This window comes from Yoonia sp. SWMV100 (assembly GCF_056108365.1).
Genome location: NZ_JBWBAQ010000008.1, coordinates 73,269 through 88,262, shown reverse-complemented (window position 1 = coordinate 88,262; position 14,994 = coordinate 73,269). Strand labels below are relative to the sequence as shown.

The following is a 14,994-nucleotide window of genomic DNA, read 5'->3' as shown; positions in this document are numbered from 1 at the left end:
TTTGGTTGCCAGACAAACCGATCCAACAGGTGAACAACTGCAAAAAATGCGGCGATGACGACGACAAAATAAAGAACAGTACTCATGTACTTCCTCTCATACCAACACATGCTTTAAGGTAGAAAATTATGACAATTGTGTGATTGTTCTGATAGAAATCCGAAAGCTGAGCAGACATTCATGCAGGTTGCAGCATCGATCAATTGGGCTCTTTTTCCTCTTTCGCTGCGCGCTGCCCGAACGGCGGCTTATGGTTGAGTGCCGCGAAAAGGACCGCTTTTACGGCAGCTTTCGTGTTTCGGCCGAGTCGTTGACTTTGTTGATTTAAGATTGTGGCAAGATCCCCATGCAAAACTTCACCTTTGGGATTGGGAACGCAGTCCGAAGCGCTTGTCATGTAGGGCAGACAAGACCGAAAATGCATGGTATCCACTAGGTGCGAAAAAGCAGGTAGGTGGATATGACGGAATTCGGCGATAGCCTTATTAGAGGTGCGAAAGAAGCATTAGCGATTGCTAAAGGTGAACTCGAGCCTGCTGCCATGTTCAAACTGGCGGAAGAAACAGAATTCCAACGTGACGCTGAAAACGCGGTCAAACCACCTAACCATCACGTTCGATCGGTTCGAGACTGCCCCAAAGAGTAAACGCCTGAACGCACCGAATAGCCGTAGTTGGAGCGTACTATGATACCACGTTTGATTTCTTAGGTATCTTCGCGAATAACACGCGGGTCGAGGGCACGATATACAGTCATACGGGAAACGCCGAGGTCGCGCGCGATCTGAGCTTTCGAATGACCGTCCTTAGCAAGTTCTCGTATTTTTTTGTCGTCCACACGCTTTTGTCTACCTCGATAAACGCCTCTGTCTTTCGCGGCGTCGATTCCCGCACGCTGTCTATCGCGGATGAACTTCAATTCCATGTCGGCTACCATACCGAGCACAGTTACAACCATTCGGCCCAAATCTCCCGCAGTCGTGACCTCAGGTTCCAAGATGCGAAGTGAGGCACCCTTAGTATCCAATTCGTGAATTAAATTCAGTACATCCCGCGTAGATCGACCAAGCCGGTCGAGTCGTTGGACGACCAATTCATCGCCCTCGCGCAAGAACTCCAAGATAGTCTCTAGCTCGGCACGTCCATCACGTGATGCACCAGAACCGGTCTCAGAACGAACAATCTCACAGCCAGCTTTCTTGAGCTTGGTTGTTTGAATACCGAGATCTTGGTTGGCCGTGCTGACCCGAGCATATCCGATACGAGGCATGTTATTTCCGTCACATTGGGGTGGGTAGGACTATGATACTGTCACAAACCTCAGTCGGCCACCCATTTGTGACAGTAATTCGTGTCACTTTAAAAGGTAACTTTAAAGCGTACCCTAAAGTACCCCCCAACCAAACACTGCCATACCAAAATTTGATATGATCAGGTCGATTACGGATCAAACAGGCAGGGACGATATTACAATCCATCCACAATATTGTAATATTGTATTTTAATATCAATAGCTTGACATATTTTCACTGGCAGCTTCCAATACAACTCATGTGTGCATTGGGGCTGAAATGTTGGACGCTTATGAAAAGTTAAAGCTAGCTTTGAAGGCTGCTGGAATTTCCTTCAGGTCTATCGCACGCGAGACCGGAGTGTCACATACAGCCGTCACAGATGTCGCAAAAGGCGCGCGTCGGTCCCGAAGGATTGAGGCTTTGATAGCACAGCGTCTTTGCACCACTCCAGCACAGCTTTGGCCTGACCGATATCAAGGGCAAGGAGATGGCACATGACCTAACCCCATAAAAACGAAAGCCCATGCGCACCAACGCATAGGCTTTCAGATGATCGAGTGACCTTTCAATCCAGTCACTCTGATCATCTCCAATCCAAACGTAAAGTCAAGGCTAACACTCGCTCTATCGGGCCTGTTGCTGTGCCTTGTTATCAAGGAGAAGATTATGTCCGGAAAAGACATTGCCCGTAACGAGCGGGAATGGGAGCGAGCATTTGCACTGCGGCGCGACCTTGCGCCGTTCCTAGATAAGGGCTTTCAAACGCGAGGTGCCTTACAAGATTTCTGCTGCACGCACGAATGTTCAAGAGCGACGGCTTATCGGTATTTACAGAAAGCGAGACTTGACGACAGCGCCAGCATATTGAGACGCGCAAAGCCCGGCCGAAAATTCATGAGTGTTGGGCTCAGTAGCCAGCATGAGACAATTATCGACCGTGTTCTTCGCGGTACGTACCTCACTCGCAACAAAATTTCGGTTCAGGGCGCTCTCGAAGCAGCCAACATAGAATTGGCGGGGCAGGGGCTAACAACCATTAGCGAAGATGTGCTGAAGAACCGCATTAGGCTCATGCAGGATCGGTTTGTCGAAAGACGGCGAAATGGCGGGCAAGCGGCGCGTCAGAAGTTCCAAATCATAAAGGGGAGAAACGTTGTACGGGACCCGCTTGCCGTGGTTCAGATCGATCACACGCTGCTCGATGTTATGGTCGTTGATCCCGTGACACGAGAGTGCATTGGAAGACCATATCTGACTGTACTTTTGGACTTAGCTACCGGAATGCCTACCGGCATTTTCCTGACAATGAATGCACCGTCCGCGCTAAACCTCATGATGGCGTTTCAGCGGTCTGTTTTCCCAAAGGCCGAATATCTAGCTTCACTGGGCATTCGACACGCTTGGCCTGCTTGTGGCTTACCGCTCACGATCAGTAGCGACAACGGCACAGACCTTAAGTCAAAAGCCTTTAACCGCGGCTTAGAACTCTACGGTGTTGAGCATGTCTTTCGCCCAATCGCACAACCACATCTGGGCGGTCACGTTGAGCGCTGCATCGGAACATACCAGCGGTTCGTGCAAAAACTTCCTGGCACGACATTTTCCAGCGTAGAGGCGAAAGGCACATATAAACCTGAAAAAGACGCAACGCTGACGCTCCGAGATGTCGAAAAACTACTGCTAGATTACATCCTCGATGTTCAGATTCATCGCAAGAAAGGTAAACTGCAAACATCGCCGATCAATGCTTGGAACCTTAGTTGGAAAAGTCGAGACACCTGCCCGCGACTGCCCCAAGACCCTGACCGATTTCGCCTTGATTTTCTCCCCTTTGAGAACCGCAGAATCCAGCGAGAGGGCGTCGAATTTTCTGGCATGTTTTACCGGTCCACACATCTTCAGAAAATGAAGGACTGTGGCGTCACACACGTCACGCTTAAGTTCGATCCAACCGATATTCGTACCGTTCATGTCAGCGCCGATGATAAAGTTTATTTCGATGCCAAGAGTGAACACTTTCCGTCTGATCCGCTTTCGCTAGACGATTGGCTTGAACTTCGCCGGAGTCGTGACGCACGTCTTAACCGAAATCTGAATGCTCCGGATCCGGCTATGGCACACGAATACCAAAAAGGTGTTCTGCGCGAAGCCCAACGGCTGAAGCGAGCCACAACTGTCACCAAATCGGCTGCAATGCCCTCAGGTCAGGATATACGTCATGTCCTGCGCTCGCAACGGTTTTCGGAACGGGGTGGAAATCATGAGTAGGGAGTACACACAACATTTTCCGGATATGTCAGAGGCGTCTGTTCCCCAGAGGATTGATTACCTACGGACAGGTGTTTTCCTCGATACGTCTGTTCAGAGGGACCTACGAGAGTATCTGAACCTCCTTGTCCGTGAACCTAAGGACGCCGATAGAAAGCTTGTTTTTCTGACCGCACCGCCCGGTATGGGATTGTCGAAACTGCTGGCGAACTTCGTTGCCCAGAATCCATCATTCACTGAACAGCGAACTGGCCGCCCTGTGGTTCCAGTGGTGAACGAAGAAATCCAGCCAAGCGGTGACATCATCGACTTTTGTGATGAAATGCGCGTGTCACTCGCGATACCTGGCTTTGGACCGACCGTTCGCATTATGTCGCTGAGGCGAACACTCACCCTTCTTGATCAGATAAAAACCCGATTGGTCATTCTGGAAGATTTTCACCGCACCTACAGCTTTAAAAAACACCAGATGGTGGCTTATCAAAATTTCGTCCACCACCTCATTTCCAAATATGACATCAGAGTGGTTCTTACTGGTGCGCCTCGAATTTGGCGTTGGGCAATGGAAGATGAGCAGACCCTAGGTAGGTCTGTTCACCTGCAATACCGAGCGTGGACGCCGCACGATGACGACTTCATAGAATTTCTGGAAGCATTCGAACGTTGGTGTCCGAACAAGGACGGCGGTACGCTCTCGCACGATCCCAAGTTTCGCAAATCGCTGATCACGAAAACCCACGGGATTTGCCGTGAAGTGATGCAGACGCTAACGAGCCTTGCAATTTTCGCCATCGTTTCAGGTAGCGAGCGTTTGGACTTTGATACATGGATAAGTTTTCGTGATCAGGATTTGCCATCATGAACGTGACGCCGTTTCAAATGGAAAGCCTGATATCTTTCGTACGTCGGGCAGCGGCGATGAATTCTATGGACACACAGACGTACCTTCGTCAGATATTTCCCCAAGAGCTATTTCAAAAATCTGTTCAGTTTCCGGACGACCTCGATGCGCTGGATCAAGGCGACTTTCTGATCGCTTTGAATGATGCGCTGGATCCGGTGAAGCGAAGATTATCGCTACTCACGCTACCGGGAACAAAAAAGGATATTCACAGCAAATGGCTCAGACGGGCAGGGGGCAACAACACGGATGGTGACGATTTCGGCAAACACCCTTCATATGCATGGTGCCCGCGCTGTTTATTGACCGATCAGCTCGAAGGCGATCATCAGTTCCTGAGGTTGTCCTGGCGGATGATACCGCGAACATTTTGCCACACCCATCGAAGACCGATGACGACGTATTGTCTCAACTGCAATGACCGCCAAGCTGGGATGTCGTTTGTTGTCCGAAGCGGCCTTGTTGCATTGGCGTGTAGTCAGTGCGGTTCACTCTATGCTAACCAGCTCGGGCTTCCAGATATGTCCGCAGTCACTGCAAAGGAGGTCGGCCGTGACAAACGCGTCAATGCGGCATGGAACAACGCGATCAATTTTGAAAGGGCGCTTGAGGCCAGTCTGAGACAACGGTCAAAAAAGAAAGACAAAAGCGAATTTCATGACTTTGCCTTCGCGTTTGCCAACATACTCATAAAGTCACGTGACGGTTTGCGTTCGCCGATAGACTTGTTTGCCAGCGCAGCGTTTCCGGCTCGACCGAACCCTCGGAACATTAGATTGATGGAACGACCTTACCGAGCGTCATCCATTGCTGTTCAACGAAAAGCCCACGGCCTTATCGCAGCATTGCTCAAGTCTCGTGTAAACCTGTTCACGATCAAGGGTCTAAAACAATGCCGATGGGGTAGGGACCCTACATTCCAAGAATTACGTGCTGACCTGGAACCTGAGCAAAATGCAGAGCTGGACCGTTTGCTGCTTAGGTTTCCAGCAAAGTGGTATTAATTTGGGCGGGAAGCTGACATTCGCTGCAACTGCATACTGCAAGTCAACAACTTGGACTGTTCCCTAGAGGATCGCCAATCAGAAAGGGATTTCGTCAATATCCGTTGCCTCTTTCGGCAATGCTCCATGCGGCAGCGGAACATTCAATGTCACGTATAGGTCCATAATATCGTCTCGATCCATAAATAAGATTTGACTACGCTTTGAAGCATCAAGCTTCCCGCCGAGCCAGTTTTTGGCTTGTTTTGTAATTGTTCCGCCAACAATTATGAACGCGTGGTCAACTAAGGCCTTCTTGTTTGTTTCTGGATCGAATATTTCGTGTCCCAGCATCATTAATACTTGGTTATAAATTTCGGCAACATTCGCATTTGACCCTTTGGTCGCGCCGGCTGAATCAAGCTTGCCTTTCTTGGCCTGTATTCCAAAGTATAGAACATGCTGTGTAGGGAGGACAAACCGCATCCATACGTCCTTCCCGTATTCAAGCGCTTTATCTGAATGACCTGCGGCCGATATTCTATGAAAGCCCTGCTGCCTAAATAACGGAAGTAAAATTTCTTCAATCAACTCGTCTTCACTGCACCCATCGAGGTAAGAATTTAGTAACTCCTTACGCTCGGCTTCCTTCGGAGTTAATGGTCGGTGGGGGTTCGTCGCTGCAGAAACAGTCTTACTACCTATATGCCGTGCCTGAAGTATACGATCTTCATCGAAATACGCTTCGAACCCTTCACGCATGAGTGGTTGGTTTAGGGAGTCCAATGCTAGTTGTCGTCCTGGATCGTTATCCTCTGCTTCTCTCTGATCCAATAAGTTTCGGAGAACAATTAAAAACCTAGCAGGTAGATGAAACGCAGCAGGTTGCGGATCTTCGAGTAATTCGGACAATCGCTCAGATGTCCAAATTACTCGTGTTGAACCGTCGTGAACGAATTCTAGATCACACTCTTCAAAAAACTGCGTAATGTAGAAGCTAGACCGATAAGGAAAGTGGTCGCTGTCGCCGATTACCATATTCGCAATTGATCTGAGGTTGCGGGATTTAAATTTCATGACGAAGCGATAGCCTTATCTTCGGGAAACTTCAGCTTGAATAGCGCGTCCCTGAGCGTTTCTCTTAGGGAGTTGTTTAGTTCCGTAACCTCTGTAAAACTATCGGGATCGAAGTATAGACGATGGATGTGGAAGCTCGCCGAGCTTGCAACAATTGGAGACATGTCGAATATGTCTACAAATTTTTCACCAATCTTAATGTTGATTTGCTGGGGGCTGCCTTCACCGCTGGAGGCCGGAGAATAGACTTTTCTGGAGTAATTGTCGTAGAACAGATGTGCTTCCCAACCCGAGTGTTTATCACATAATTTTTCAAATGCCATCGGACAGATATCATTAAGAATTTCAACACGACTCTTAGCAGTATACTTATTCTCCAGTCCAAGCTCGGAGTATAACTCATCAGCAAGCCGCCAAAGGTCAACCATCTTGTATATTTTGCGATTTGAAATTGCAATTGCTAGGTCTTTAACTCTTCTGTCGTCACAGCTTCTAAACTGATACATGCTCCCCCACAGTACCGTGTCGTCGAGTAAGAGAGAGCTATCAAGACTTGAAGGGTCGCTGAAAAATTTCACAAACGGGTGACTGCTAGATATGCCTGCATCGGACGACCTGTTATCTGAAATCAGCTCAAAAATACGACACAGCATTTTAGAGAACATATGTTCTAAAGCGCGAGTTTTCTTGTGCAGGTATATTGTTGGATAAAGCTGGAAAAGGCTAACGGCAAATTGCTCCATAGAGATGTAAGCCTTTGTATCAAAATATAAAAGATTCCCAACATCAGAGTATCGAAGGTTCTTAATTATCCAATCAATATCTATTCGACCCGAAGAAACCCCCGCAAAATATGGGTCCCTCAAGATATAATCGAGCCTGTCTGCGTCCAGTTGGCTCGAAACAATGGAAGTATAAATACAAGTTTTATCCTTCCCGCGAACGATATCGGAAACGAGCTTGGGGAAATCTGTGCCTCCAATGACTTTAAGAGTGTCAGCAACGGAAGATTCCATGATAATCCGCTCGCTTATCTTCTCGTGGTTCACAGCGGCACGAAGCGCAATATCCTGCCCACCAGACAGCTTGGCTTCTTTAAGGAAATTCTCCATTGCTCCCTCAAAAGCGTGGCTAAACATCCCATGCCCGATATCATGAAGTAGGGCTGCCGCTAGGCATGCTTTTCCTTTTTTACTCCATTCATCTGGACCTGCATTAGGTTCGACAATCGCGAGCATTCTTCGCGCGACACAGTACACCCCCAAGGAATGGGAGAACCTAGTATGTGTCGCTGAAGGAAATATGTGGTCGGAAAATCCCAGCTGTTTGACTTTACGAAGGCGCAAGAAGAAAGGATCGTCGAGAAGTTGCCTGAGTCCATTCTCAAAATCCCCCTCGAACTCAATGAAGCCGTGTATGGGGTCTTTTATTGCCTTAATTGTCATATCAATTACCTAAAAATTTTCTAAACCCAATAAATGCTAACCTCCCCTGTTATGCAAGGTATGGTTGCGCCTTGCGGTCATGTTGTTAGCCATTTCAAATGAGTACAACTGCGTCTGCTTCGCAGATCAATATCAATCGAGCACATTGCTTCCTCGCAGCATTAGTGCAAACCTCGAAGGTCGGCTTTGGGCCGATAGCGTCCATTATGCGGCAGGGGTTTGCACCGCAGCACCAAAGCGCAGTTGCTATCATCAACGAACCGGAATCTTCAATTAATTGGATCAGCTGTTCTTCGTTATACGTGTAACGCAAAGCGCTACCTTGCGGCGTGACATCAGCAAGGAACTACCAAGATTTGACCGAAAAACTATGAATACAGCTAACAACCTAGACCTTTGATAAGACTGCATTCACAGTCCCAATAATTCAGTCTCATTATATAGCCATTCCGACAGCTTTGCAGCTATATATGTATTTGGCGCATAATCAGTATTATGTAATATATACGGGTAAACTATACGTACAATTTCAATGACTTACACGCCGTAGTACGCGCGATGCCATGCAACATATTGCGCCACACCGTCGTCGACATTGGTTTCTGGCGCATAGCCTGTCAGCCTGCGCAAGAGTGAATTATCCGCCCATGTTGCTGGCACGTCACCTGGTTGCATCGGGTACATCTGTTTGACGGCTGTGTGGTTGGATGCGCGTTCAATCGCGCCGATAAAGTCGCGCAGCTGCACGCTATCACCATTGCCCACGTTGACCACACGCCACGGTGCCACTGGTGACAGGCTATCGCCTTCGTCCACGATCCCGTCGGTTGGACGCACAGGTACGGCGTCAATCAACAACCGGATACCGCGCACCAGATCCAGCACAAAGGTAAAATCGCGCTTCATTTCGCCATGATTGAAAACTTTGATCGGCTGGTTGGACATAATTGCGCTGGTGAACAGATACGGTGCCATATCGGGCCGACCCCACGGGCCATAGACGGTAAAGAACCGAAACATCGTGACTGGCAGATCAAACAGATGCGAATAGCTGTGCGCCATTGCTTCGGTGGCTTTTTTGGTCGCCGCGTAATACGACATCTGGTGGTCAACCTGATCGGTTTCGCGGTACGGCATCTTGGTGTTGGCGCCATAGACCGAACTGGTCGACGCCAGCAGCAAATGTTTGGGTGGAAATGCGCGCGCTGCCTCAAGCAGTTCAAACGTGCCCATCAGGTTTGCCTGTGTATACGCGCGTGGATTGTCGATGGAATAGCGCACGCCAGCTTGGGCGGCCAAATGTACGACCGCATCAAATTGGTGGGTCTGAAACAATTGCATAAGCAAACCAGGGTCTTCCACCCTGCCCTGAATGCCGATGTATCCATCCCTTGCCAACAACTGCGCTTCGCGCGCCGCTTTCAGGCTGGGGTCATAATAGTCGTTATGACTATCCAGTCCGACGACATCAAACCCTTCGTCAAGCAACAACTGCGACAGGTGAAAGCCGATAAATCCTGCGGCACCCGTGACCAGAACTTTGTTGCGTGCCATCAGTCTACCTCGAACAGATCGCGGGAATACACCTTGCCCGACACGTCGGCGATATCAGGCGACAACCGGTTGGCAAGGATCAAATCGGCTTCGGATTTAAAGGCGTTCAGATCATCAACCACGCGGCTATGAAAGAAATGGTCTTCTTCCAGCACCGGTTCATAGACGATACATTCAATGCCCTTGGCCTTGATGCGTTTCATGATCCCTTGGATCGAGCTGTCGCGAAAGTTGGTCGATCCTGACTTCATCACCAGCCGGTAGATACCGACAATTTTCGGGCGCATTGCAATGATCTGATCTGCGATGAAATCCTTGCGAGTCCGGTTGGATTCGACGATCGCACCAATGATATTTTGCGGCACCTGGTCGTAGTTGGCCAATAGCTGCTTGGTGTCTTTTGGCAGACAATAGCCGCCATACCCAAAGGACGGGTTATTGTAATGCGCACCCACCCGCGGGTCGAGGCTCACGCCATCAATCACCTCGCGCGAGTTCAGGCCGTGGGCAATCGCGTAGCTGTCCAATTCGTTGAAATACGCGACACGCAAAGCAAGAAATGTGTTTGAAAACAGCTTGATAGCTTCCGCCTCTGTTGCGTTGGTGAACAGAACTGGCATGTCCTTTTTGACGGCACCTTCAACCAAGAGATCTGCAAAGCGACGGGCAGCATCAGAATGGTCCCCGACAACGATGCGGGATGGGTGCAAGTTGTCATAAAGCGCCCGCCCTTCGCGCAAAAATTCGGGCGAAAAGATAATGTTGTCGGCGGACAAATCTGCGCGCAGTCCTTTTGTGAAACCGACAGGCACGGTAGATTTTATAATGATTGTCGCCGTTGGTGCCAATTGTGCCGCAAGACGCGCGACGGCCTCGACGCTGGATGTGTCGAAATGATTGGTGCGCGCATCGTAATTTGTGGGTGTGGCAATGATCACAAAGTCCGCGTCAGCATAGCCCGCAACAGGATCGGTTGTCGCCGAAAGGTTCAGGTCTTTGTTGGCCAAAAAATCCGCAATATCATCATCATCAATAGATGGCTGACGTGCGTTCACTTGCGCCACCCGCGTTGCATCAATGTCGATCGCGATGACCTGATGGTGCTGCGCCAGTAACACTGCGTTGGACAATCCGACATAACCCAGTCCTGCAACAGCAATTTTCATCGGTTTAATCCCTTTTACGGCTTAGGACGTTTTTTGCTGACTGGCCGATGCTGTCAAGGCAGTTTTGTACAGTTTAGTAATACATACCATAAAGGAGCGGTTTTCATACGCCGCAGAAAACGATAGTTACAACACCAACCCCATACCTTGGCCGAGGCACCATGAGCGACACCGAGACAGACACTGACACGGACGACAGCCTGGATACGATTGCAGAGGCCGCGCAGGATGCCATGATCGCGCCGCCAATCTGGTTTCCCGAACTGTCCCCAGCCGGAACAGGCGAAGGGTTTGTGGAAAAGAATAGCCGCCATTCATTGATGTTTGTCAAACGGTTGCGTCCCGTTCTTTTGGTGACATTTGACAACCTGTCCAACGTGAATGACGATAGTCCGTCGCGCAGTCCGTGGGCGTTTAAATTCGCGCTTGACCAGCATATTTCGCATTTGGGCGTCTTTGCGCACGGCAAGGTCTGGTATCGTGACCCGCAGCTGATTGCGCGCATGCAGCAGCTTGCCGATGGCGGCTTTTTCAAAGGGTACGATCGCGTGGTCTTTGCGGGCTCGTCAATGGGTGCCTTTGCTGCGCTTGTGTTTGCGTCCCTGGTGCCGGGTGCACATGTGCTTGCGTTTAACCCGCAAACCACCCTTGATCCGGCATTGGTGCCTTGGGAAGAACGCTATTGGATCGGGCGGCGGCAGGATTGGACCCTGCCCCTGAGCGATGCACAGGGAAATTTGGATAACTGCGGCCCCGTCAGTGTGTTTTTCGATCCCTACTTTGAACCGGATCTGAAGCATTATGAACGTATCGTGGGGCCAAACGTAACACCGTATAAGTGTTGGTTTTCAAGCCACAAGTCAGCGGTGTTCCTGCGCAAGATCGATGCTCTTAAGCCGCTGATGTACGAAGGTTTGTTCGGTGAAATCACACCGCGCCTTTTTTACAGTCTGTATCGTGGTCGTCGTGATCTGCCGTGGTACGTTGGATCGCTGCAAAAGTACTATGCGGAAAAAGGTCGCGACCGCATGGCACGCGCCGCCAGAACCAGCTACCGCGCCTACAAGCGGTCACAACAATGATTTTTGGCGTCAGCAATGCATGAACCATACACCATTATTCACGGTGGGTTTCACTGGACAGAGTCCGCCTATCTGCAGGACACTTTGCAGCGCAACCAAGGATATCTTGCCAAGCAAGGCGTGCTTTACGTTGACCAAAGGGACACCCGCAAAAATCTGATACTTCCGTGTCAGCGCAGCAGCGCAGTCCAGGCAGGAAAGCGGAAAAAGAGCGCGCTGAATGATGCGGCGCTGCGTGACCTGACGCAGCGCTTTTTCAAACCTGTTCAAAAAGAGCGTCCGCAGCGGCTTATTTTAAGCGACGAAAACCTTGCCGGGCACCGCGGACATTACGCCAAGCGCGGTGCGCTTTACCGTACGGGAGATAGCTTTATGGGGGTTGTTGCGCAGGAAATCCCCTTTCCCGTCCGCGAGGTCCACGTGGCCGTGCGCAACTATGCCGACTTTTTTGCGTCAGCCTATGTGGATTACATACGGTCGCTCAAGCCCAGCACAAAATCGGTCATTTTTCCGCGTGAAATGGTGGATCAGGTGATGACGAGCCTGCTTGATTGGAACGGCCTTATTGATGAAATCATGCGCGCGTTTAGCAGCGCTAAAATCTATGTTTGGCGATTTGAAGATTTTTGCGAACGCCCGGACATGCAGGCACAGGTTTTACGCAACCTTGTCGGACCAGATGTAAACCTAGGTAAATTCAAACGTGCGAAAGCGCCGCCAATATCGTCGGCTGCCAGCGCCCGCGCCATGCAAGACATTCAAAATCTGATATTGTCACAAGGGATCGCGACCGCCGTTGAACATATTGATCTGTTGCACGGCCAGTTTCCCACAAACGCAAAAAACGCCCGCTTCGATCCGTGGACCGCATGGGAACATCGACATCTGGCCAACCTCTACGCACAAGACATCTCAAGATTGGCGCGTGATCCCGGCGTGATCTTGATGCGGCCAGAATAAGGTTTTTAAGGGCGGCTTGGGATGGCGACCTTATTGGTATAATTCTCTTTTGATCATCACGCTAAAGGTGTTAAACGAACGAAATGAAACGCTCTGTATTGATCTTGAATGGCCCTAACCTGAATCTGCTGGGGACCCGTCAGCCAGAAATTTATGGGACAACGACGTTGCAAGATGTCGAAGACATGTGTGTGGCCAAGGCAAAAACCCTGAACATCGGGGTCGAATTTGCCCAGACCAATCACGAAGGTGTCATGATCGACTTGCTGCATGCTGCGCGTGGAAAACATGTCGGTGTGATTTTGAATGCCGGTGCGTATACCCACACGTCAGTTGCGCTGATGGATGCCATCGCCAGCATCATGCTGCCGGTCATTGAACTGCACCTGTCGAACATTCACGCCCGCGAGGCATTTCGGCAAACATCCTATATTTCAAAGGTTTGTGTGGGCCAAATTTGCGGGTTTGGCGCGGACGGCTACCCGCTCGCGATGGATGCCATGATGACATATGTGGGTGACCCCGTATGAGAGATTTCGTCGATCACCTGACGCAACTTACCAATGCGCAAACGGTCGAGGAACTCTGGCGACTTCATACCCATAAGATGGACCAGTTCGGATTTGACCGCGTGATGTACGGGTTCACCCGTTACCGCACATCCAGCTCTTTGGGTGATCCGCAAGATTGGGTACTGCTATCGACGCAAAGCCCGGAATACATGAAAGTATTCTTTGATGAAGGGTATTACTATCACGCGCCGATGATCAAATGGGCGCTGGCCAATAACGGCGCGTGTAGCTGGCGTTGGATGATGGATATGAGCCGGATTGAAAACCTGACGCCAAGTGAAAAGCGGGTCATGGACTTTAACCGCTCTATGCAAGTGACGGCCGGGTATACCATCAGCTTCAGGTCCATTTCGGAACGGACCAAAGGGGCGATCGCCCTGACCGCGCGCCCCGGCGTCAGCCAAGACGCGGTGGAACAAGTCTGGGCGCAACATGGTGAATCGATTATTGTGATGAACAACGTCATGCACCTTAAGCTGTTGACCCTACCCTATTCTGGTGACCGCCACCTGACCAAACGCCAACGCGAAGTTTTGCAATGGGTCGGTGACGGAAAGACAACCCAAGACATTGCTGTTTTGCTTGGCTTGACGCCCGCAACAGTCGAAAAACACCTCCGCCTCGCGCGTGAGGCGCTGGATGTGGAAACAACAGCCCAGGCCGTTCTAAAGGCTGCATTTTACAATCAGATGTTCGTTGTCGATGCCGAGGTATAGCGCAATGAAATTGCATATGACTTTGGGTAAAAAACTAACAAACCTGCGTAAGGTCAGGTTTCCCTGACTTTCGTGACGCTGCGTCATTTGCCATCCTACACATGTTCCGTGAGTGGTGGCCTTAGGCCTAGGAGCAGCAGGTTGTTAACCCTTGCGATTACAAGGCTCTGTACCTGTGCCGGTTATCCGGACGCTGGTGTCACGGGTTTGCCCGTTGACGCCAGTACCATGATAGATGTGCGTCCTTGTCCCGAAGTGGTCGCGCCTGTTATCATTGCGGCACCGTGTCTTTTCCCGAGCACGGTGCCGCTGCGATTTTAACCAACCATCATCCCCAGATACTCGAGATAGGGGTCAGGAATGTCTGCGACGTTATCGTAATATGTGGTCACAGGCGCCACGCCGCCATATTCGGTCACATGCATTAACCATGGGTCGCTGTCATCGTTATCAACGCCGATGCTGGTTTGTTTTTCGCCTTCGGCATAGATGATAAAAAGCTCATCACCGTCGTCATATTCCGTGGCTGATATCATGACTGACCCATCAGGCGCGTAAGCGAACATTTTTGCATTCCAGTCGTGGACGCCGCCTGACCCGTCTTGTGCATCAAGCACAATTCGCCCGGCTAACACATTATCCTGATAGATGGCCATATTTGTTGTGCCATCGTCATAAGCGGTTGTTTTTTCCAAAACATCGCCATCTTCATCATATTTGAACACGATCGTATCCCAATCAAAGACATTCAACACGTCATTTTGGGATGCCGCGGTAATTACGCCGGATGCGAACGACTGGTCCTTCACGACGCCATTATCGTAGGTGGTTGAACGTTCTAGGATTTCACCCATCTCATCATACCATGTCGTAATCGTGTCCCATGCATAGGAATTGTCAGTGTCTGTCCTTGTGATCATCGTCATCATGCTGCCCCTTGCTCACAGAAAATCAAAAACAGCTTAGAATAGATATT

15 protein-coding genes are annotated in these 14,994 nt (G+C 50.0%); 9 read left to right on the top strand and 6 right to left on the bottom strand.

Annotated features, from left to right (window positions below):
• Window positions 1-460: 460 nt before the first annotated feature.
• Window positions 461-646: a hypothetical protein gene (locus ACXJGX_RS15865; RefSeq protein ID WP_474783451.1), complete on the top strand. Its 186-nt coding sequence runs from the start codon at window positions 461-463 to the stop codon at window positions 644-646.
• Window positions 647-705: 59 nt separating this feature from the next.
• Here ACXJGX_RS15865 and ACXJGX_RS15860 read toward each other — a convergent pair whose 3' ends face one another.
• A complete protein-coding gene (locus ACXJGX_RS15860; protein WP_474783449.1) occupies window positions 706-1,269 on the bottom strand; it encodes a recombinase family protein in 564 nt (187 codons plus the stop codon).
• A 301-nt stretch (window positions 1,270-1,570) separates the two neighbouring features.
• Here ACXJGX_RS15860 and ACXJGX_RS15855 point away from each other — a divergent pair, with 301 nt between their 5' ends.
• From ACXJGX_RS15855 to ACXJGX_RS15840, 4 genes are all read left to right on the top strand, one after another.
• Window positions 1,571-1,792, top strand: coding sequence for a helix-turn-helix domain-containing protein (locus ACXJGX_RS15855; RefSeq protein WP_474783447.1), 222 nt, complete (start codon window positions 1,571-1,573; stop codon window positions 1,790-1,792).
• Window positions 1,793-1,960: 168 nt separating this feature from the next.
• Window positions 1,961-3,562 (top strand): transposase, encoded by a 1,602-nt coding sequence (locus tag ACXJGX_RS15850; RefSeq protein WP_474783445.1) that lies wholly within the window; start codon window positions 1,961-1,963, stop codon window positions 3,560-3,562.
• Window positions 3,513-4,424, top strand: a complete 912-nt coding sequence (locus ACXJGX_RS15845; protein WP_474783443.1) for a TniB family NTP-binding protein — start codon at window positions 3,513-3,515, stop codon at window positions 4,422-4,424. Before ACXJGX_RS15850 ends, ACXJGX_RS15845 begins: the two co-directional genes overlap by 50 nt.
• Entirely contained in the window at window positions 4,421-5,467 is a 1,047-nt protein-coding gene (locus tag ACXJGX_RS15840) for a TniQ family protein (protein ID WP_474783441.1), read from the top strand. Before ACXJGX_RS15845 ends, ACXJGX_RS15840 begins: the two co-directional genes overlap by 4 nt.
• Before the next feature lie 78 nt (window positions 5,468-5,545).
• Here the strand turns inward: ACXJGX_RS15840 and ACXJGX_RS15835 are convergent, their stop codons facing one another.
• From ACXJGX_RS15835 to ACXJGX_RS15820, 4 genes are all read right to left on the bottom strand, one after another.
• The gene (locus tag ACXJGX_RS15835; protein WP_474783439.1) at window positions 5,546-6,523 is read right to left on the bottom strand and encodes a hypothetical protein; all 978 of its coding nucleotides are present in this window, start codon (window positions 6,521-6,523) and stop codon (window positions 5,546-5,548) included.
• Window positions 6,520-7,968, bottom strand: coding sequence for an HD domain-containing protein (locus ACXJGX_RS15830; RefSeq protein WP_474783437.1), 1,449 nt, complete (start codon window positions 7,966-7,968; stop codon window positions 6,520-6,522). Before ACXJGX_RS15830 ends, ACXJGX_RS15835 begins: the two co-directional genes overlap by 4 nt.
• Window positions 7,969-8,505: 537 nt before the next feature.
• Window positions 8,506-9,522 carry an SDR family NAD(P)-dependent oxidoreductase gene (locus ACXJGX_RS15825; protein WP_474783435.1) on the bottom strand — a complete coding sequence of 339 codons (1,017 nt, stop codon included), beginning with the start codon at window positions 9,520-9,522 and terminating at the stop codon, window positions 8,506-8,508.
• Window positions 9,522-10,688: a nucleotide sugar dehydrogenase gene (locus tag ACXJGX_RS15820; protein ID WP_474783433.1), complete on the bottom strand. Its 1,167-nt coding sequence runs from the start codon at window positions 10,686-10,688 to the stop codon at window positions 9,522-9,524. Before ACXJGX_RS15820 ends, ACXJGX_RS15825 begins: the two co-directional genes overlap by 1 nt.
• Window positions 10,689-10,849: 161 nt before the next feature.
• On the opposite strand from ACXJGX_RS15820, the gene ACXJGX_RS15815 reads away from it, so the two are divergent.
• The 4 genes from ACXJGX_RS15815 (at window position 10,850) to ACXJGX_RS15800 (ending at window position 14,018) form a co-directional block, all read left to right on the top strand.
• A complete protein-coding gene (locus tag ACXJGX_RS15815) occupies window positions 10,850-11,770 on the top strand; it encodes a hypothetical protein (protein ID WP_474783431.1) in 921 nt (306 codons plus the stop codon).
• Between the two features lie 15 nt (window positions 11,771-11,785).
• Window positions 11,786-12,730: a hypothetical protein gene (locus ACXJGX_RS15810; RefSeq protein ID WP_474783429.1), complete on the top strand. Its 945-nt coding sequence runs from the start codon at window positions 11,786-11,788 to the stop codon at window positions 12,728-12,730.
• Window positions 12,731-12,813: 83 nt separating this feature from the next.
• Window positions 12,814-13,260 (top strand): type II 3-dehydroquinate dehydratase, encoded by a 447-nt coding sequence (aroQ, locus tag ACXJGX_RS15805; RefSeq protein ID WP_474783427.1) that lies wholly within the window; start codon window positions 12,814-12,816, stop codon window positions 13,258-13,260.
• On the top strand, window positions 13,257-14,018 hold the full coding sequence (locus ACXJGX_RS15800) for a LuxR family transcriptional regulator (RefSeq protein ID WP_474783425.1): 762 nt from the start codon (window positions 13,257-13,259) through the stop codon (window positions 14,016-14,018). Before aroQ ends, ACXJGX_RS15800 begins: the two co-directional genes overlap by 4 nt.
• 317 nt (window positions 14,019-14,335) lie before the next feature.
• Here ACXJGX_RS15800 and ACXJGX_RS15795 read toward each other — a convergent pair whose 3' ends face one another.
• Window positions 14,336-14,947, bottom strand: a complete 612-nt coding sequence (locus ACXJGX_RS15795; protein WP_474783423.1) for a hypothetical protein — start codon at window positions 14,945-14,947, stop codon at window positions 14,336-14,338.
• Between the last annotated feature and the right edge of the window lie 47 nt (window positions 14,948-14,994).

Coding starts and splice junctions, on each gene's coding strand:
- ACXJGX_RS15865 (WP_474783451.1), top strand. CDS start 461: ATGACGGAATTCGGCGATAGCCTTATTAGAGGTGCGAAAGAAGCATTA.
- ACXJGX_RS15860 (WP_474783449.1), bottom strand. CDS start 1,269: ATGCCTCGTATCGGATATGCTCGGGTCAGCACGGCCAACCAAGATCTC.
- ACXJGX_RS15855 (WP_474783447.1), top strand. CDS start 1,571: ATGTTGGACGCTTATGAAAAGTTAAAGCTAGCTTTGAAGGCTGCTGGA.
- ACXJGX_RS15850 (WP_474783445.1), top strand. CDS start 1,961: ATGTCCGGAAAAGACATTGCCCGTAACGAGCGGGAATGGGAGCGAGCA.
- ACXJGX_RS15845 (WP_474783443.1), top strand. CDS start 3,513: ATGTCCTGCGCTCGCAACGGTTTTCGGAACGGGGTGGAAATCATGAGT.
- ACXJGX_RS15840 (WP_474783441.1), top strand. CDS start 4,421: ATGAACGTGACGCCGTTTCAAATGGAAAGCCTGATATCTTTCGTACGT.
- ACXJGX_RS15835 (WP_474783439.1), bottom strand. CDS start 6,523: ATGAAATTTAAATCCCGCAACCTCAGATCAATTGCGAATATGGTAATC.
- ACXJGX_RS15830 (WP_474783437.1), bottom strand. CDS start 7,968: ATGACAATTAAGGCAATAAAAGACCCCATACACGGCTTCATTGAGTTC.
- ACXJGX_RS15825 (WP_474783435.1), bottom strand. CDS start 9,522: ATGGCACGCAACAAAGTTCTGGTCACGGGTGCCGCAGGATTTATCGGC.
- ACXJGX_RS15820 (WP_474783433.1), bottom strand. CDS start 10,688: ATGAAAATTGCTGTTGCAGGACTGGGTTATGTCGGATTGTCCAACGCA.
- ACXJGX_RS15815 (WP_474783431.1), top strand. CDS start 10,850: ATGAGCGACACCGAGACAGACACTGACACGGACGACAGCCTGGATACG.
- ACXJGX_RS15810 (WP_474783429.1), top strand. CDS start 11,786: ATGCATGAACCATACACCATTATTCACGGTGGGTTTCACTGGACAGAG.
- aroQ (WP_474783427.1), top strand. CDS start 12,814: ATGAAACGCTCTGTATTGATCTTGAATGGCCCTAACCTGAATCTGCTG.
- ACXJGX_RS15800 (WP_474783425.1), top strand. CDS start 13,257: ATGAGAGATTTCGTCGATCACCTGACGCAACTTACCAATGCGCAAACG.
- ACXJGX_RS15795 (WP_474783423.1), bottom strand. CDS start 14,947: ATGATGACGATGATCACAAGGACAGACACTGACAATTCCTATGCATGG.